The organism is Amycolatopsis circi (assembly GCF_003385235.1).
GTDB lineage: Bacteria > Actinomycetota > Actinomycetes > Mycobacteriales > Pseudonocardiaceae > Amycolatopsis > Amycolatopsis circi.
Genome location: NZ_PQIA01000004.1, coordinates 96736 through 114081, shown reverse-complemented (window position 1 = coordinate 114081; position 17346 = coordinate 96736). Strand labels below are relative to the sequence as shown.

17 protein-coding genes and 1 pseudogene are annotated in these 17346 nt (G+C 69.6%); 4 read left to right on the top strand and 14 right to left on the bottom strand.

The window, feature by feature from the left end:
• Positions 1-1638 (top strand): condensation domain-containing protein (locus tag D0D37_RS02000; RefSeq protein WP_244223343.1); only part of this gene is annotated, 1638 nt, incomplete at its 5' end.
• A gap of 45 nt (positions 1639-1683) precedes the next feature.
• Here the strand turns inward: D0D37_RS02000 and D0D37_RS01995 are convergent.
• The 14 genes from D0D37_RS01995 to D0D37_RS47750 form a co-directional block, all read right to left on the bottom strand.
• Positions 1684-1971: a response regulator gene (locus D0D37_RS01995; protein WP_116198755.1), complete on the bottom strand. Its 288-nt coding sequence runs from the start codon at positions 1969-1971 to the stop codon at positions 1684-1686.
• 692 nt (positions 1972-2663) lie between these two features.
• Positions 2664-2951: a hypothetical protein gene (locus D0D37_RS46425; protein WP_162834041.1), complete on the bottom strand. Its 288-nt coding sequence runs from the start codon at positions 2949-2951 to the stop codon at positions 2664-2666.
• Between the two features lie 513 nt (positions 2952-3464).
• Positions 3465-3992, bottom strand: coding sequence for a hypothetical protein (locus D0D37_RS01985; RefSeq protein ID WP_116198753.1), 528 nt, complete (start codon positions 3990-3992; stop codon positions 3465-3467).
• The gene (locus tag D0D37_RS01980; protein WP_116198752.1) at positions 3982-4551 is read right to left on the bottom strand and encodes a hypothetical protein; all 570 of its coding nucleotides are present in this window, start codon (positions 4549-4551) and stop codon (positions 3982-3984) included. The genes D0D37_RS01985 and D0D37_RS01980 overlap by 11 nt, the downstream gene beginning before the upstream one ends.
• A gap of 504 nt (positions 4552-5055) precedes the next feature.
• A complete protein-coding gene (locus D0D37_RS01970; RefSeq protein ID WP_116198750.1) occupies positions 5056-5856 on the bottom strand; it encodes a hypothetical protein in 801 nt (266 codons plus the stop codon).
• A 7-nt stretch (positions 5857-5863) separates the two neighbouring features.
• Positions 5864-6136, bottom strand: a complete 273-nt coding sequence (locus D0D37_RS01965) for an acyl carrier protein (RefSeq protein WP_116198749.1) — start codon at positions 6134-6136, stop codon at positions 5864-5866.
• 22 nt (positions 6137-6158) lie between these two features.
• A complete protein-coding gene (locus D0D37_RS01960; protein ID WP_116198748.1) occupies positions 6159-7877 on the bottom strand; it encodes a fatty acyl-AMP ligase in 1719 nt (572 codons plus the stop codon).
• A gap of 79 nt (positions 7878-7956) precedes the next feature.
• Positions 7957-8751, bottom strand: a complete 795-nt coding sequence (locus D0D37_RS01955) for a hypothetical protein (RefSeq protein ID WP_116198747.1) — start codon at positions 8749-8751, stop codon at positions 7957-7959.
• Between the two features lie 1284 nt (positions 8752-10035).
• A complete protein-coding gene (locus D0D37_RS01950; protein ID WP_116198746.1) occupies positions 10036-10563 on the bottom strand; it encodes a type 1 periplasmic-binding domain-containing protein in 528 nt (175 codons plus the stop codon).
• Positions 10551-10832: an Ada metal-binding domain-containing protein gene (locus D0D37_RS01945; RefSeq protein ID WP_116198745.1), complete on the bottom strand. Its 282-nt coding sequence runs from the start codon at positions 10830-10832 to the stop codon at positions 10551-10553. The genes D0D37_RS01950 and D0D37_RS01945 overlap by 13 nt, the downstream gene beginning before the upstream one ends.
• A complete protein-coding gene (locus D0D37_RS01940; protein WP_116198744.1) occupies positions 10829-11560 on the bottom strand; it encodes a 2OG-Fe(II) oxygenase in 732 nt (243 codons plus the stop codon). Before D0D37_RS01940 ends, D0D37_RS01945 begins: the two co-directional genes overlap by 4 nt.
• Positions 11557-12171 (bottom strand): methylated-DNA--[protein]-cysteine S-methyltransferase, encoded by a 615-nt coding sequence (locus D0D37_RS01935; protein ID WP_116198743.1) that lies wholly within the window; start codon positions 12169-12171, stop codon positions 11557-11559. Before D0D37_RS01935 ends, D0D37_RS01940 begins: the two co-directional genes overlap by 4 nt.
• A complete protein-coding gene (locus D0D37_RS01930) occupies positions 12168-12653 on the bottom strand; it encodes an RNA polymerase sigma factor (RefSeq protein ID WP_116198762.1) in 486 nt (161 codons plus the stop codon). The genes D0D37_RS01935 and D0D37_RS01930 overlap by 4 nt, the downstream gene beginning before the upstream one ends.
• 118 nt (positions 12654-12771) lie before the next feature.
• Entirely contained in the window at positions 12772-13131 is a 360-nt protein-coding gene (locus D0D37_RS47750; protein ID WP_244223346.1) for a hypothetical protein, read from the bottom strand.
• On the opposite strand from D0D37_RS47750, the gene D0D37_RS47745 reads away from it, so the two are divergent.
• The 3 genes and pseudogenes from D0D37_RS47745 to D0D37_RS01915 all read left to right on the top strand — a co-directional run bounded on the left by D0D37_RS47745 (position 13020) and on the right by D0D37_RS01915 (position 17310).
• Positions 13020-13262, top strand: coding sequence for a CGNR zinc finger domain-containing protein (locus D0D37_RS47745; RefSeq protein ID WP_244223342.1), 243 nt, complete (start codon positions 13020-13022; stop codon positions 13260-13262). The two genes, D0D37_RS47750 and D0D37_RS47745, sit on opposite strands and share 112 nt — an antisense overlap.
• Before the next feature lie 139 nt (positions 13263-13401).
• Entirely contained in the window at positions 13402-14226 is an 825-nt protein-coding gene (locus tag D0D37_RS01920) for a DUF4097 family beta strand repeat-containing protein (RefSeq protein WP_116198742.1), read from the top strand.
• 29 nt (positions 14227-14255) lie between these two features.
• Positions 14256-17310: pseudogene (locus tag D0D37_RS01915) on the top strand (AfsR/SARP family transcriptional regulator).
• The last annotated feature ends 36 nt before the right edge of the window (positions 17311-17346 follow it).

Sequence of the window (17346 nt, the reverse complement as noted above, 5' to 3'; positions counted from 1 at the left end):
CCCGAGCCCCGCGCAGTCGCCTACCAGCCGCCCCGCACCCCAGCCGAGGTAACGCTGGCCGATATCTGGCAGCAGGTCCTCCGCGTCGAGCGGGTCGGCCGCGACGACAACTTCTTCGCGTTGGGCGGCGACTCCATCCTGGGCATCCAGGTCATGTCGCGCGCCGCCAAGGCGGGCCTCGCGGTCACTCCGAAACTGCTGTTCCAGCACCCGACGGTCGGCGAACTGGCGGGTGTGGCCGCAGCGGTGGACGCCGGCGCGAACGGCGCGGAGCAGGGCCCGGTCACCGGCGCGCTGACGCCCACGCCGATCCAGCGACGCTTCCTCGCGCAGCGGCTGTCTGCCCGCCACCACTACAACCAGGAAGTCCTGGTGGCACTGAAACAACCGCTCGACCCGGAACCGCTGCGGATCGCGCTGCGCGCTTTGATCGACCACCACGACGCTCTGCGCATCCGGGTCCGCGGCGACGAACTCGAGCTCGCCGGCCCGCTGCCGGCCTCCGCCGATCCGCTCGTCGCCGTCCGATTGGCCGACCTGCCCGCGGCCGATCGGCGCAGCGCGTTCGAGAGGATCGCCGGGCAAACCCAAAGCTCGCTCGACCTCGCCTCCGGCTGCTTGTTCCGCGCCCTGCTCGCCGATCTCGGCGACGACGGGCACCGGCTGCTGCTGGTCGCGCACCATCTCGGCGTCGACGGTGTGTCCTGGCGCGTCCTGATCGCCGACCTGGTCACCGCGTATCACCAAGCGGCGGCCGGAACCGCGGTGCGGCTGCCGCCCAAGACCGCCTCGTACCGCGCCTGGGCGCGGCGGCTCGCCGAAGAGGAAGACCGCCACACCGCGGAAATCCCGCTCTGGACGGACATTCTCGCCGGCCAGCCCGCCCCGCCGCCGCGCTCCGACGAGAACACCTACGGCAATTCCGCGACTGTCACCGTGACCGCGGACGAGGCGACCTCCCGCGATCTCGTGCGTTCGACCGGGGCTGTCTCGGCCCCCGCGCTGATCCTGGCCGCGCTGGGCCAGACGCTCACCGAGTGGTCCGGCGCGCCGCGGGTCGTCGTCGACATCGAAAGCCACGGCCGGGACGCACTGGCCGAAGACCTCGACGTGTCCCGGACCGTCGGGTGGTTCACCACCATCCACCCGGTGGCGCTCGACACCGGCGTCACCGCACGGTCCGTCAAGCAGTCTCTCGCCGAAATACCCGCCAACGGCGTCGGATACGGCCTGCTGCGCTATGGAACCGACCCCGCGGCCGCCCCGTTGCGGGCATCGCCGGAACCGTGGGTCCGGCTCAACTACCACGGCCAGCTCGTCGCCGACCCGGGCGCCGATGCCCTGTTCGACACCGCCCCGGAAGATCCGGGCCCGTCCGCGGACCCGGCCGGCGTCCGGCCGTACCTGCTGGACCTCACCGCCGTCGTCGCCGGCGGCCGCCTGCGGGTGGACTGGACCTACTGCCCTGCCGTGCACGCGCGGGACACCGTGCAGGCCCTGGCCGAAGCATTCCTGACCCGCCTGCGCGAGGAGATCTCGCGCGGCGGCGCCGGCTGGACGCCGGCCGATTTCCCGCTGGCCCGGCTGGACCAGAGTGCGCTCGACACCATCGCCGGCCTGCTGGACGAACTCGGCTGACCGGACGCGGGCGCCGCTGCCGGAGCGGCGCCCGCGTCCGGGCGCTCACGCCGATTTGGGCGAGCCCGCCCGGTCCTCGCCGAGCCCGGCGGCCAACCGGTAAACCCGTTCCGGCGCGCCGACTTTCCCGTAGCGGCACGACACGCGCAACGAGCCGATCTGCGCCAGGTAGCGCACGTAGCGCCGAGCCGTGACCACGCTCATCCCGGTCGAATCCGCGATGTCCGCGGCCGACACTTCGCCGCCGGGCGCGCTGCGCGCCACGTCGATGACGCGATCCACGGTGATCGTCGATATGCCGTTCGGCGGATCGATGCCCGGATCGATGTCCATTGTCCCCAGCTCCTCGTCGCTCGCGCCGCGATGTCGATCGAAGGGCGCCGGCGCGTCGTCGCGCCCGGTCGTCGACCATCGATTGACTGCACACCACCACATCCGGCGGACCGCCCAGATTCCGCCGGAGCAGGCGCCTGTACCCCCAGACTCCCTGATCGCCTCCGATCCTACGCCGCGAATATAAACGGCCGTCAACCCTGCAAACGCAGTCTCCCCCGCTTGAAATACGCGGAAGCCGCCGCGCACGAAGCAGGGAAAGCGCTCTGCCACGGCATTCGCGCAGATCCCCCGACGAGTCCGCGGCGACGGAATTCGGCCGCCTCGCCCGCTAAATGCAGAACAAAGGCAAGAAGACGGTAAACTACCCTCGGTAATACCGGCTAGATCGGACATAAGACGACTACAGGACGGATTGCCTCGCCGCCAGGAATTGCCCGCTTCGTCGCTCGAATCCCTTTCACGTGGTCGTTTTGCCCGTGCACCGCCCCTCTCACCCCTTGTGGTGCTCATCACAATCCGAGGAGCGTTGATCTCTTCCGGCGAACACTGGATGACGTCGCCGGAAACACGGGAGAACGTCCGAGGTGCCGAGCGCGATCAATAGTCCCGGACCTATCAGTCAACCGGACCGGCGATATGGGATGACCCGCAACGCGCTGATGCCGTTTTACGCCGATCGCTCGAAATGGTCATTGCATCTTCTTCCGGCAAACGGCGCAGCGATTATTCCCGATTAATCCGGCCCGCTTCGGCGAACCGGCGCCGGGTGCGAACCACCCGGAACCAGACCGGATCGCGGCGATCAGAACCAGCGTTGCCTGCTCAGCCGACCTGGAGAACACCGCGTTCTCGAACGACACCGATTCGGTGGCCGCGAGGTCACCTTCGAACAGCCATGCCTCAACGGGCAACTGGTCCAGTCCAGCCCGACCAGCGAGACTCCGCAGCCCCCGCCCCAGGTCGAGCAGGCCCGCCACTCCGCGCAGTCGTATCTCGGCTGCACGTCGTCCAGCAGCTGTCACCGCGGTACGGCGGGCAATTCACCACTGCCCAGGCCAAGTTCGGCGCACACCAGACCAAGGTGTGCACCTGACATCCCATGTCTGCCGCTGATCGAATACGAGGAACCCGGCCGCTGCGCTACCTCGCGCACAAGGTCGAAGGCGCACCCTGTCGCGCGTGATATACGAGGTATACGCGGGCTAAGCCGCATTCCGCACGGCGGACTGGGAATCCAGCTGACGTCGCAGCGGGTAGTTCCGGCACAGCGGAGGCTCCCAGTCGGCGCACCAGGTTGCCAACGCCACGTGCGCGCAGCAGCGGGACGATGTGCTGGCATAGAACCGGACGCTGGCGACGTTGTGTCCACTGTGGCCGGTCGTCGCCATGGCTCGGGCCGCCTGGCTGTCGAAGGGACAGCCGATCCGCGGCGCGGGGTGCGGGGACGCCACCCGCCGCAGTTCAGCCCAGGACTCCGGGCCTGGTCCGGGTCAGGGCAGAGTCGGAGCGATGTCGCGCCACTCGGCGAGTTCACCGCGCAACTCTTCGTCCTCGACCTGCTCCGCCAGTTCCAGCGCGGGAACGACCAGGATGCGGACCCGGCGCAGCTTCCGCATCACCGGTACGTCCTCGGCCCGCAACGACCAGGGCGTCGCGGCGACCTCGGCCGGTGAGATCCCGGCGAGAGTCAGGCAACGACGGGCGACCTGGTCCGGCCGCAGGCTCCGCGGCCGGTCTGCGGGGGCCAGGGCAAGGCACAGCCTCGCTTCCCGGGTCGCCCCCTCGCGGGCGTCCAGGCCGCCGGTCTCGAGTGCGGTCTCCAAGGCCTCCAGGGCCAGCTCCGCCCACGCCCGCCGCTCCGCCTCGGGCGTTCCGGGGCCGGTCGCGCCCAGCGTGACGTGCTGGACCACGCCGAGCCACCAGTTCGTTCCGCCGTCCGGAGGCCGCAGGGCCGGCAGCCCGGCACGCCGGTCCGCCGGGTCCGCGAACCTCAGCGCGTCGAGTTCGTCAGCCTCCACCGACCGGGCTCCTCTCCCAGGTGTCCGGGACACCGTAGCGGCCGAACGCGTCGACGCCCTCCTGGATCACCGCGTCCCCGTCGTGCGCCACCCCGTGGAAGCAGTGACCGCTGTGGTTGTCGATCTCGAGACCGAAGCAGCCGGCGTCGGAGCCGCCCGCGACGTTCGCCTGGCCGGCCGCGCGGACGCGGCCGCCGTCCGCGATGGCGGCGTGGCTGATTTCACCGCCGTTCACCGTGTGCGGCGCGACGCGCAGCTCTCCGCTGTCGGTGACCACCCACTTGAGCTGCCCGTCTCCCGAGTTGATCATCGCATCGAATTCGGACGTGCCGGGGGTCGTCGGCGTGACCCCGTTGCGGCGCATCACTTCCCGCTCGGCGTCCAGGCTTTCCGGTTGCTGGTTGCCGAAAGTTCGGCCGCGGTGCCGATCGAGGTCGGTGACAATCGAGTAGAACTGCCGGTCGACCCATTCCTGCCCGCGGTCGCGCTGGGTCTGGCTCACCGGCTGCCGTCCGCCGGGTGCCCAATCCCAGGTGGTCGCGGCGGAACCGTTGTGCACCTGCTCCGCGAGCGTGCTGCCGTCACAGACGAATCGACCTGCTCGGCCACCTGGACGCCGCCTGATCGGCTACGGGGTTAGCGCTGTGCCACGTCGGGCGCGATCCCGCAGAGCCGAATGCACGGCCTCCGCATCCTCCATCCCGCCTCCGAGTTTCCCGGAAATTCACGGTCGAAACGGGGCAGCCGCGCCATCTTGATGCCCCAGGGAACGGCGAGCCACATCCAATAGGCGCGTCCGGAATTCCAGGCCGATCCGACGGCAAGCTCGATCAGCCTCTCCGGAACGGCTACATAGGAACGACCCCAGAGGCCTCCGGGATCGCCCATCCCCTCCGCTTCAACGACTACGCCGATCAGGCCGCCAGGCAGGATTCCAATCCAGGCTCCGTCGCCGCAGCGCACCACCGGAGTCCACTCGGCCACGGCTGCAGTCGTGCCGGTCACCCTCTCCCCGAAGGCCAGCCGTGTCGCCCCTCCCGCATCGCTGCTCCGTCACCGCGGCTCAGTTGCCCCAGGCGGGGCTGTGGTTAGGAGGATAAGGAGAGCTGGAAGCGCCCTTCAGCCAGTCGTGCAAGTCCTGCCTGTCCCAAGCGAGGAGTATCTCGGCGTTCCGGATGCACATGGCGTAGTCGAGAGTCCCGAAAAGACGGCTGACCGTGATCTGCTGATTGAGCTGCTGGTATCCCTTTCCCGTCCGGTACTCCATCTGCACCGCGGTCTGGAGCCGCCCGAGGCGCAGGTTCCCGTTGACCGCGGTCAGGACTCCCTGGTGCACATTGCTGTTCTTCTCCCGCAGCCCCTTGTTCTCGACCGCCAGTTGGCCGATCTTCTTGAGGGAGTTGACGATGCCGGCGAGCGTGTCCGGTGTCACCAGTTCTCCCACCAGCTGGGTCACCGCCGAAATGGCCGGCGACAGGGAGAGGGACGAGATGGAGACGCTGCGGCTGTCGCCCGTGATGCCGGAGAGGAACGGCATCGTGGTGAACTGGGTTCCGAAGACGATCCACCGGAAGAGATCGAATGCCGTGGACGACTGGTTGAAGCCGGCGGAGTCCGCGGTCTTGCGCATGATGGTGGCGGCCACGGACTGCCACGAGCCGAAGGACGCCAGCGGCCCGAGGCCGGGAAACCCGCTGTTGTCCCCGCCGCAGGCGTTGCCGACCGCTGTCTCCTGGTCGCGCCCGTCGGAGGCCAGCTGATCGAGCTTCGCCAGCACCTCTGGCGGGAGCTTCGGCTTGCCCTCCGCCCAGATGGCGATCTCGAACGCTTCCCGTCGCGACTGCTCTTCGTTCGAAGTGCGCACGGTCGGCTCACGACGCTCGCGTGGCGTACCGCTCGCGCGACTCGCAGATCAACTGCTCGATGTCGTGCACCGTCTGCGCCAGGGGAATGGCTTCGAAGCCCAGGTTGACCTGGAAGCCCAGTTCGACCGCGCCCACCAGGCTGAGGAGCTTCACGGAGTCGACCCCGGGCAGCTCTCTCACCATGGTGGTGTCGTCGAGTTCCGCGCCGCCGAGTTCCAGCTTCTCGCGGATCAGGTAGTACAGCTGCTCTCGCTCTCGGGGATTCAGGCGGGTGTCCATGATTGCTCCTCTCGAAGGATGTTCAGTTCGCTGGGGAGAGCGCTCCGCCGCGGAGAACTCCCTGGAGGTATTGCTCCCGGGTCTTGCTCCGCCGCACCTTGCCGCTGGATGTCTTGGGCAGTTCCCCCGGCGCCACCAGAAGGACCTCCGCCACGGGCAGGGCCAGCTCCCTCTGGATGCGGCCGCGGACCCGCCGCGCCACCACGGCGGCGTCGCCCTCGCGGAGTTCGGCGACGATCACCACCTCCTCGGTCGCCCGGCCAGGCCGGGTGAAGGCCACCACGTTGCCCTTGCGCAAGCCGGGCACCTCGGCCGCGGTCCACTCCACCGTCTGAGGGTCGTGATTGCGCCCGTTGACGATCAGCAGGTCCTTCTCGCGGCTCGTCACGTGGAGGACGCCGTCCGCCAGGTATCCGCAATCCCCCGTGCGCAGGCCGTCCGCTGTGAAGCTCCGGCGAGTCGCCTCCGCGTCGGCGTGATAGCCCGCGGCCACGCTCGGCCCCTGGAAGACCACCTCGCCGATGTGCCGCTCCGGGAGCGGATTTCCCTTGTCGTCCACGACGAGGATTCGGTGGCCCGCGACGGGACGTCCGCAGGGCACGAACGCCACCTGTTCGCCGGGAGCCTCCGAGGCGGGCCGCGCCAGGCCGCTCGCGTGGTAGGGCTCCTTCTGGATGACGTCCGGGGCGACCGGAACTCCGATCTCGCCGAACGAGATCGCGAGCGTCGCCTCCGCCATGCCGTAACACGGCACCAGCGTCCCCAGCCGCAGCCCCGCCGGCGCGAAGTGCGCCGCGAAGGACCGCAGCGTCTCGGGGTGGTTGGGCTCGGCTCCGCAGCCCACGACTCTCAGACAGGACAGATCCAGCCGCTGCAGCTCCTCGGCCGGGGTGTTCTTGACGGCCAGCGCCAAACCGAAGTTGGGCGCGAAGGTCACCGTCGCGCGGTGGCGGCTCACCGTTTCCAGCCAGAGCCTCGGCGAGAGCGCGAAGCGCAGCGTCGGGAGGAAGGTCACCGGGCAGCGCGCCATCAGCGGTGCCAGCACGAAACCGACGAGCCCCATGTCGTGGTACATCGGCAACCAGCTCACGCCCCGGTCTCGCTCGCGCTCGAGCCGAAGGGCTCCGATGATGGCCGCGCAGTTGGCGACCACGTTGGCGTGCGTGACCCGCACGCCTTTGGGCGCCGCCGTGCTCCCCGAGGTGAACTGCAAGAACATCACGTCCGCAGGGAGGATCGCCTCGGGCTCGGGCGCGCCGACCGGCAGGGGCTCGGCGAAGAACTCCTCCGGGTCGAGGACCTGCAGGCCCTCGACCGCGTGCAGGAGCGGGTTCAGCAGGCCTGCCAGGCTTCGGGGCAGCAGGAGCGTGCGGACTCCTGCCGTGCGGAGGATGTGGGCGGAGTCCTCGCAGTACGCCTCGAACTTACTGAGGCCCATGGGCGGGGACATCGGGACCGGGATGACGCCGACCGAGACCGCGCTCAGGAAGGCGAGGACGAAGTCCTCCTGCCCCGGGACGATGAGCGCGATGCGGTCGCCCTTGCGCAGGCCGCTCCGGAGCAGTTGCCGCCCCCGGCGCAGAGCCTCCCGCGACAGCTCCGACCAGCTCACGGAGTGCTCGTGCCCGTCCTCCCGGATAAAGGTGCAGCCGTCGCCCGGGCGACCGAGGTTCTCGGCGAGGACCTGGGCGAAGGTCGAGGCCGTCGTTCCCTCGCGAGGCAGCGTTTCCGGAGAGCGCATGGGACCTTCCTGGGGTGGCGGGCTCCCGGGGCGGCAACCCCCGGGAGCCCGGCGGAACGCGGGAAGACCTCGAACCGGCTTACTGGTTCCAGGCGGGACTGTCGTTGGGCGGCATCGGGGCGCTGGCCGTGTCCTTCTCCCAGTCGTCCACGTCCTGGCCGTCCCACTTGAGCAGCGTGTCGGCGTGGCGCTTGCACTTTTCGAAGTCGAGCACGCCGTAGCCGCGGTAGACGTAGATGCTCTGGTTCAGCTGCTCGTACCCCTTGCCCGATTTGTACTCCATTTCCAACGCGGTCCGGACAGCTCCGAGATAAAGCGTGCTTTGATGGCGCGACAGGACCCCGACCTGCTGATTGGAGTTCTTCTGTTTCCTCCCCTCGTTCTCGAGCGCCAGCTGGCCGATCTTCTGGATAGTCGTCACGATGCCTTGGAAGTTCTCCGGCGTCATGATGTTCTGCACCAGGTCCGCCACTGCGTCGACGGCCTTTTTCAACGAGGTCTTGCTGATGGACGCGTCGCGGTTGTCGAAGGTGTAAGTCAGGAAGAACGGAATCGTGGAGAATTTCTGGAGGAAAATGCTCCAGGCGACCGGGTCGAACTTCTCGCTTCCCGGGTTGAAGCCGCTGAGGGTCACCGCCCGGTGCACGATGGTGCTGCCGACGGACTCCCACGAGCCGAACTTCGACAACGGCCCCAGATCGGGCAGCAAACTGCCGTCCCCCGCCGCCTTGTTGCCCACCCCCTGGGCGTTGCTGTCCGGGTCGAACTCCTTGAGAACCGACCTCGCGGCGGCGTCCAACTCGGGGAATGACATCTGCCACAGCGCGATGTCGACGGCCTCTCGGCTCAATTGGGGTTGGCTGGTTTCGGTCATGACTGCTCCTTGTCCACGGGTCAAGTGCTGCACCGCGCGATGAGTTGACGGTTGGAAAAAGGGTTCTGCTGCTCCAATCAGGGCTGTCGTCGGGCGACGGGGCACAGCTGTTCGTGGTACTGCCCGCCAGTTCCGCCACCGCATCGGCGCCTTTTCGCCGGAAAGGGCGGAATCGCGGAAAACTACGATTTGAGCTTCGTCAGGGACCCAGGGCTGAGCCTATTCAGCCGCAGGCGACCACGATCGATCTGCGACCACAATGCGGTCGACCTCGCCAGCGGCATCTTCCGGCGTAATAAACTTGACGCCAACAGCGAAGCCGCACTTGCCGGCGGGCGAATGCGGCAAGGCATCTGATCATGCGGCGCGACTTTCGATTTTCTCGCATTCGACGCAAGCGCCGGTTTCTGCACAGTTTCGCGAGGCAGCGGAGCAACCCGGAGAAAGCGGTGGCCACGGCCGACACGGCTTGCCCTGCCGGGAGCGTTCCCGCCGCCGCCGGGGCAAGCGCAGTGATCTATTTCATGACAACACCTCTCCGCGATGTGAGGTCCGCCCACGCCTGAGCGCCGCGTTTAAACATCGTCCTCTCCCGAGAGAGGTCAGGGAAAGGCCATTGCCACGAATGCCATTGAATGCATCCGTCCGAGTGCCCGTCGACTACCGAGCAACACATCGATCGACTTCCCTTTATCCGGCCGGGATTCATCAGATCGAGCCCTTCGCTTGCCGCTTCGCGGAGACCCGGGAGATATCGCTCCGCACCTGGCTCTTCGATCGAGTTCGCTGCGGAACTCAGGTGCGCGCGCGTGATCGGCTCGGGTTCGAGATGCGCATTCCGGAAGGTGTCCCGAATTGGAGCAGGTCCTGCTCCGATCGAGTGGCAAAGCGCCGTGCCGCAGCCGGGGCTTCGCCGGGTTGCCTCTCCCCCGCTGTCCGATCACACCCTCGTCTTGCCGCCCGTCACGGTGGCGCACCGGCCACGGCCCTGCACTCAGTTCACTTCCGCGACCACGTCGAGGCGACCCGCGGTTTCCGCAGCCGGGGACACTCCGCGCGTAGTCGTGAGTCACCGTCACCTCCGCTGCCAACTCGTCATCCGCGGAGACAGCCTCCGCCGCTCGCTCCACGACCGCTTCGGATGCGGCTGCTGGGCTGTCCCGACTCAGCGCAGCCCGACGAAAGCGGATCCGCGCCGGGGTTGTTCTTTCGAGAGAGCAGCCGATTCGGCAGACTTGCCGGGGATTTCGCCGAACCGCGTGGGCGTGTCCTCGGCCGGAATGGTCACGCCGGGTCGGCAGCGGGCCGGGCGGCTCCCGCGACGACGCCGTGCGTCACCCGCCACGAAGCGCCTCCCCCGGTGGCTCCGGCCAGGCCGTCCAGGTGGGCGAGGCCGACGAGGACGAGGGTGCGCGGATCGCCGATCGCGGCCGTCGCCAGGGTGCGGGCCGGGCTCCAGCGGGTGGACCACAGGAGCCGCCGGGTCATCTGCGCCCAGCCGGTCGCCGGTCCGGTCATGATCCACAGATCGGGGCCCGCCGCGGCGAATCGCGACGCGGGGCGCAGCCAGGACGCCCCGGTCTCGGGCCAGGAGACCGAGGCGAGAGTCCGGCCGCCCGCCCGCTCCCAGGCGGATGCGACCGAGCGCGCGGCCTCGGCGGCGCGCTCGGTGCGGCCGGAGCCGATCGCGATGTCTCTGGCGCCGCGGGCGCGGGCGAGCCGGACAAGGGCTTCGACCTCGGCTTCGGTGGCGGCCAGGTCCGAGTCGTGCGACGCCGGCCTGGTCAGCAAGGGGCTGGTCAGGGTTTCCATGGTTCGCCGTTCTCCCGCGCGGTTTTCCATTTCCGGTACTGGCGTCCGCAGCAGCGCGCGCACGGGCGGAAACCGGCTGCTGCGGCGGCGGCCTCGTCGGCGAAGAAGACCCGCTGCCGGACGTAGCCGCCGGAGGCGATCGCCCGCAGCGCGGACGGACAGTCGAGCCGTCCGTAGATCCGCAAAGCGCGGTGGCCGCCCCACCGTCCCTTGGCGCGAGACTGGCAGCGGCGGCCGTCCGGTCCGAGCACCGTGTAGGTCTTGGTCATGCCGCGTCGTGGAAAACGAGCGCCAGGGTGTGCCGCTCGCCCGACCTGATGGCGGACACCCCGTGCCGGACCGGCGCGGCCGACCAGCCCCTGGCGGATTCGACCGGCCGGTCGCGGGTGGTGAACAGATAGCCGTGCCCGTGCGGCAGCAGGGTCGCCGTGCCCCGGGACTGGGCGCGCGGACGCTGTTCCAGCAGCAGGAATTCCCCGCCGGTATGGTCGACGCCCGGCTCGTTCAGGTTGATCACGACCTGCAGCGGGAACACCAGGTCGCCGTACAGGTCGCGGTGCAGGGCGTTCCAGTCCTTCTCGGCGTAGCGGAGCAGGATCGCGGTCGGTTTCGGCTGGCCCGCGTCGTGGCACCTGCGGAGCCACTCGTCGAGTGTGTCCGGCCACGGCGCGGGACGGCCGAGTTTCGCCCACCAGTCGCGGGCGATCGGCAGAAGTCGCGGATACAGCGCCTGTTTGAGCCGCTCGACCGGTTCCGGATACGGCGTGCGGAAGTACCGGTACTCGCCCCGGCCGAACCGGTGCCGTCCCATGTCGACCGTGCTGCGGAACAACTCGTCCCGCCCGTACAGCTCTCTGATCTCCTCGGTCTCCTCCGGGGCCAGCAACCGCGGCAGCAGCGCGCCGCCGTATTCGTTGATCTCGGCGGTGATCGCTTCCCAGTCGCCTGCCTCGACGCGGTCGCGCCAGCGGTCGGCCGTTTGCCGCGCGGTGTTCATGCCGCCTCCAGGTTCAACAGCGCGGTCTTGGCTTCGATCCCGCCGATGTACCCGCCGGGCGTGCCGTCGGAACGCAGCACGCGATGGCAGGGGACGACGATCGGCAGCGGGTTGGTCGCGCAGGCGGTGCCGACCGCGCGGACGGCCTTCGGGCTGCCGACGAGTTCGGCCACGTCCCGATAGCTCCGCGTCTCGCCGTAGCCGATTTCGGGCAGATGCGTCTGCACGAGCCGCCGGAAACCGCGCGACAGAGACAGGTCCAAGGGCACGTCGAACGTCCGGCGGTTCCGGGCGAAATACTCGCCGATCTCCCGCGCGGCCTCGTCCAGCCGCTTCGGCGCGCGCAGGATGCGCGGGCTCAGCTTCTGGCCGAGGGTCTCCAGCACCCGGTCGTGGTCCTCGCTGGCGAACGCCACCCGGACCAGGCCCGCCGGCGTCGCGGCGAGCAGCAGTTCGCCGACCGGCGAGTCCACAGTGGAGTAGGCGACGTCGACGAGGCCGGATCGCTCGGCCTCCCGTTCCAGACGGCGGTGCAGACGGTCGAGGAGATCGGCGTCCACGGACGGAGACAGCAGCGCGACCAGGTCGTCGTCGTTTCGGATGCCGTTCATGACGATGCTCCTCTCGCGATCGCGCCCGTACGGTTCTTTCTGAGGTTCTTGATGCCGTCGGCGACGGCTCTGCGCGAGGCGTCGGTGCTCCCGCCGAGGATCTCCGCGATCTCGGCGTACGGCAGCCCGGCGACGTAGCGGTAGGCGACGGCTTGCCGCTGCTTGTCCGGGAGACCGCGCACCGCGGCCCACAGTTCGCGTTCTTCCGGGTCGGGGACGTCCCCCGGCTCGTCCGGGATCTCGCCGACGGGCAGCGGATTCCGCTTGGCCGCACGCAGCACGTCGACGGTCTTGCGGTGCGCGATCGTCACGAGCCACGCCTCGACGTTCGCCGTTTCCGGCAGGTCGGGATAGGCGCGCATGGCGGAGAGAAAGGTCTCCGACCACGCGTCGTCCGCGTCGTGCGGGCCGAGGACGACCCGGCAGACGCGCAGCACGGTGGCACCGTGCCGCGCGACTAGGTGCTCGAAAGGCAGTTGCATGTCCATCCCGCTGAAGACGTGTTCGAGGCAGTCGCGGTGAGATCGCCGGTCCCCACGAGAGTGCCGGAATGCCCCGCCCGCGGCGACCGGCCGGGCCCCGGCCTCGGCGGCGATGTGCTCACTTGCGTCCCCTCTCTTCCGCCTCGTAGACGCGTGGTGCCCGCCAAACGTGAGATGCGAGAACGAAACCGAGCGAAGTCGCTGGTGGGCGGCCCTGGACCGGTTTCTCGCCGAGCACGGCCTCCGGCCGGGCGCGACCAAGAACAGCGACGACCTGAAGCAGGTCCACGCCCGCCACGCCGACGAACTGGCCGCCCGGGCGGGAACCAGGCCCCGGCTGTGCCGCGACCCCGACGGCCGGTGGCAATGGCACGCCGAAACCGCACCGCACGCGTCGCTGGCCGACGAACTGGCCGCAGTGTGTGGGACCTGCCTGCTCGGCGCCCTGCAGGCTCTCGGCCACGACCGGTTCCGGCATGCGCAGCACCGGACTGCGACGGCGTCTTCGTCGACACCAGCCGTGCCGGAAGCCGCTACTGCATGCCCGACCTCTGCGGCAACCGCGTCAGCGTCGCCAACCACCGGGCCCGCAGCCGCGAACGGAGCTGATCCGGTCCGACCCTGAACCGGAGGCGTCAGTCCCGCTGACACAGGCACCCTCCCCGCGTCTGAGCGATGACAGCCGCGTGTCTGCCCAGCAGGCGAATGTGGTCACAACGAACCGCCAAGCCAGCTAGGGAGACCCGAAATGTCCACGTTCACCACCCCGAACCCCATCACCGCCGCGCTCACCACCGCCGGTGCCCGCGTCCGGATCACCGCCAGCGAGCGCACCGAGACCGTCGTGCGGGTGCAGCCCGTCAACGCGGCGAACTCCACCGACGTGAAGGTCGCCGAGAAGACCAAGGTCGAGTTCGCCGACGGTCTGCTGTCCGTCAAGACCACCAAGTCCGGCAGCCAGACCGGTTCCGTCGACATCGCGATCGAGCTGCCCGCCGGGTCCAAGCTGGTCTTGAACACTGCCTGGACCGAGGTGCAGGCGGACGGGGTCCTCGGCGACTGCGAGGTCAACATCGGCTCGGGACAGGTCCAGCTCGACCGGGTCGCCGCGCTGCGCGGCAGCCTCGGCGCGGGCGGCCTCGCGGTCGGCCACGTCACCGGCGACGCGGTCATCGAGGGCAGCACCGCGGGTCTGCGGATCGGCGAGGTCGAGGGCGAGATCCGCTACCAGGGCACGAGCGGCAAGGTCTGGATCGGCCACGCCCGGGCCGACGTCGACCTCGGCGGGTCGAACGGCAGCTTCGACATCGGCACGGCGGACGGAAGCGTTGTCGCCAAGGCCGCGAACTGCCCGATCCGGATCGGGCGGGTCACGCGCGGCCAAGTGGAGCTGTCGAACGCAGCGGGCGGGATCGAGGTCGGCGTCAGCGCGGGCACCGCCGCCGACGTGGACGCGAAGAGCACGAAAGGCGTCGTGCGCAGCACTCTCGGCACGCCGGACAGCTCGGGCGCCGCGCTCAAGGTCCACGCTCGCACGCGGCTCGACGACATCGTCCTCTATTCCGCTGCCTGACCACCCGATCGGATGGCAGGATCGGGCAGGTGCAGATCAAGATCCTGGGTCCCTTCGAAGTCCGCGACGGCGACGTGGCCGACGTTCCGGGCGCGCGCCTTCGCGGACTTCTCGTCGCCCTCGCGCTCCGGCCCGGCCAGGTCGTCCCGAAGGCGTCGCTGATCGACTGGATCTGGGGCGAGCACCCGCCCGCCGACGCGGCGAATGCCTTGCAACGCCTGGTCTCCCGGCTGCGCAAGGCATTGCCGGGAGCCGTGGTCGAAGGTCTGACGGACGGCTACCGGCTGGCGCTCGACCCGGGCGCGGTCGACGCGGTGTGCTTCGAACGGCTCGTCGCCCAGGCCCGGGAGGACCGCGGGCCTGGGCGGTTGCGGGAAGCGCTGGAGTTGTGGCGCGGTCCGGCGATGCAGGACGTCGGCCTGCAGGACAGCGAGGCGTTCGACGCGGCGGCCACCCGGCTGGAAGCCCTGCGCCTGGCGGCCATGGAAGACCGGTTCGAAGCGGAGATCGGGCGCGGACCTCGTCGCGGAGCTGACCGATCTGGTGACCGCGCACCCGGTGCGGGAGAAACTTATCGCCGCGCTGATGCGCGCACTCGCCGCCGCGGGCCGCAACACCGAGGCGTTGCAAGCGTTTCAGCGCCTCCGGGAAACGCTGGCCGACGAGCTGGGCGCGGACCCTTCGCCCGAGCTGTCCGCCTTGCACGTCGCGTTGCTGCGAGGCGAGGTGGGACGGCGCGAGGAGAGCCGCAAGACCAACCTGCGCGCCGAGTTCACCAGCTACGTCGGCAAAGAGGCCGATGTCGCCGCGGTCCGCGACCTCGTATCGGGCCATCGCCTCACCACCCTGATCGGCCCCGGCGGATCGGGAAAGACAAGGCTGGCAACGGAAACTGCCCGCACGTTGGTCGACGGTCTCCATCACGGCGCGTGGCTGGTGGAGCTGGCTGCCATCGGAACCGGCGACGACGTCGCGCAGGCCACGCTGTCCGGGCTCGGCCTGCGCGACGCGCTGCTCGGCGAAGCGTCCACCGCTGATCCGATAGACAGGCTGGTCTCCGCGATCCGCGACCGCGAGACGTTGCTGGTGCTGGACAACTGCGAACACGTCATCGAGTCCGCGGCCGCCCTCGCGCACCGGCTGCTCGGCGAGTGCCGCGGATTGCGGATCCTTGCGACGAGCCGGGAACCGCTGGGGATCACCGGAGAGGCGTTGTGGCCGGTCGAACCGCTCGCGCGGGCCGAGGCCGTCCAACTCCTGAAGGACCGAGCGACGACGCGCCGCCAGGACCTCGCCGACGACCGGACGCTGGCCCGCATCTGCACCGCGCTGGACGGGATGCCGCTCGCGATCGAACTGGCCGCGGTCCGGCTGCGCACGATGTCGGCCGAGCAGCTCGCGGACCGGCTGGACGACCGGTTCCGGCTGCTGACCGGCGGCAGCCGCACGGCGCTGCCCCGGCACCGGACGCTGCGCGCGATGGTCGACTGGAGCTGGGAACTGCTCAGCGACGGCGAACGGCTCGTGCTGAGCAGGCTGTCGGTGTTCGCCGGCGGCGCGAGCCTGGAGGCGGCGGAACGGGTCTGCGCGGGAGAACTGGTCGACGAGTACGAGGTGCTGGACCTCCTCACCGCGTTGAGCGACAAGTCTTTGCTCGTCGCGTTCGGCGAAGGCGCGCCGCGGTACCGGATGCTCGGCACGATCAAGGAGTACAGCGCGGCACGGCTCGCCGAGGCCGGGGAGACCGAGCTTGCCCGGCAGGCGCATCTCGCGTACTTCACCGAACTGGCCGAGACCGCCGAACCCCGTCTGCGCCGCGCCGAGCAGCTGGAGTGGCTGACCGTCCTCAAGGCGGAGCACGACAATCTCGTCTCGGCGATGCGCGGCGCGCTCGCGGCGGGCGACGCGCACGCGGCGATGCGGCTCGCGGCCGCCTGCGGCTGGTACTGGTGGCTCGTGGGCCGCAAGGCCGAGGGCATGGAGCTGATCACCGCCGCGATCGCGATTCCCGGCGAGGTCCCCGACGAGATCAAGGCCATCGTGTACGCCCTGACCTCGATGTTCGTCACATCCGGACCCGGCGACGTGCCGGAAGCCGCGGAGTGGATCCACCAGGCGTACGAGTTCGGCAAGCACGCCCGGCACTGCCACGCGGCGCTGCGGCTGGTGGTGCCGCTGGAAATGATGCTGCGCGACATGGACGCGCTCCTGCCGGCCTGGGAGTCGCTGCTGGACGACGCGGACCCGTGGGTGCGCGGTCTGTCCCGGCTGCACATCGGCAAGCTGCGGATGATGCTCGGCCAGGACTGCGAATCCTGGTTCGACGAATCGCTGGTCGAGTTCCGGGTGCTCGGCGAACGGTTCGGCATCTCGTTCGCGCAGACCGAACTCGCCGACTGCGTGGCCATGCGCGGCGAATTCGCCGAGGCGAGCGAACACTTCGAACAGGCGATCGCCGTCGTCACCGAATTGGACGCGCTGGACGACGTCGTCCAGATGCGCATGCGGCAGGCACGGCTGCACTGGCTCGCGGGCGACAAGGACGCCAGCACTGTTGCGGTCGCGGAGGCGGAGAGCCTCGCGGAAGGCGTCACGTGGCCCGGGACGCTGGCTTCGCTCGCCCTGGTCCGGACGGAGCTGGCCAGGTGGAACGGCAATGGGCAGGACGCCTTCGACCAGTTCGGCCAGGCGATGACTCTCCTGGGAGCGGAATCGCGGCAACCGCATCTGCGGGCCGCGAGCCACGACCTGCACGCCTGGTTCGCCACCGACCTCGAGGAGGCGCGCGAACACCGTGCCGCCGCCTGTGACGCGGCGGCGGAAACCGGACGCGCGCCGGTGATCGCGCAGATGGTGGTCGGGGTTGCTGACCTGGCACTGCGGCGGGCGCAGCACGACCACGCCGCGCGCCTGCTGGCGGCGAGCGCGCAGGTGCTCGGGCGGAAAGACCTGTCGAACCCGGACGTCGCGCGAATCGAGCAGGACGCACGCAGCCACCTCGGCGACGAAGCGTTCGACCAGGCCACACAGGAGGGCAAGGCGGCCTCGTGGACCGAACTGGTCGCGGTGCCCCTCGCGCCCTGACGCGGCTCCCGGCTCGTGTCAGCGCCGTGACGGTCC

Excerpts from the sequence above, each read along its gene's own strand:
- D0D37_RS01995 (WP_116198755.1), bottom strand. The coding sequence starts at position 1,971 with ATGGACATCGATCCGGGCATCGATCCGCCGAACGGCATATCGACGATC.
- D0D37_RS01965 (WP_116198749.1), bottom strand. The coding sequence starts at position 6,136 with ATGGACACCCGCCTGAATCCCCGAGAGCGAGAGCAGCTGTACTACCTG.
- D0D37_RS01960 (WP_116198748.1), bottom strand. The coding sequence starts at position 7,877 with ATGCGCTCTCCGGAAACGCTGCCTCGCGAGGGAACGACGGCCTCGACC.
- D0D37_RS01955 (WP_116198747.1), bottom strand. The coding sequence starts at position 8,751 with ATGACCGAAACCAGCCAACCCCAATTGAGCCGAGAGGCCGTCGACATC.
- D0D37_RS01950 (WP_116198746.1), bottom strand. The coding sequence starts at position 10,563 with ATGGAAACCCTGACCAGCCCCTTGCTGACCAGGCCGGCGTCGCACGAC.
- D0D37_RS01945 (WP_116198745.1), bottom strand. The coding sequence starts at position 10,832 with ATGACCAAGACCTACACGGTGCTCGGACCGGACGGCCGCCGCTGCCAG.
- D0D37_RS01940 (WP_116198744.1), bottom strand. The coding sequence starts at position 11,560 with ATGAACACCGCGCGGCAAACGGCCGACCGCTGGCGCGACCGCGTCGAG.
- D0D37_RS01935 (WP_116198743.1), bottom strand. The coding sequence starts at position 12,171 with ATGAACGGCATCCGAAACGACGACGACCTGGTCGCGCTGCTGTCTCCG.
- D0D37_RS01930 (WP_116198762.1), bottom strand. The coding sequence starts at position 12,653 with ATGCAACTGCCTTTCGAGCACCTAGTCGCGCGGCACGGTGCCACCGTG.
- D0D37_RS47745 (WP_244223342.1), top strand. The coding sequence starts at position 13,020 with ATGGCACGCCGAAACCGCACCGCACGCGTCGCTGGCCGACGAACTGGC.
- D0D37_RS47750 (WP_244223346.1), bottom strand. The coding sequence starts at position 13,131 with ATGCCGGAACCGGTCGTGGCCGAGAGCCTGCAGGGCGCCGAGCAGGCA.
- D0D37_RS01920 (WP_116198742.1), top strand. The coding sequence starts at position 13,402 with ATGTCCACGTTCACCACCCCGAACCCCATCACCGCCGCGCTCACCACC.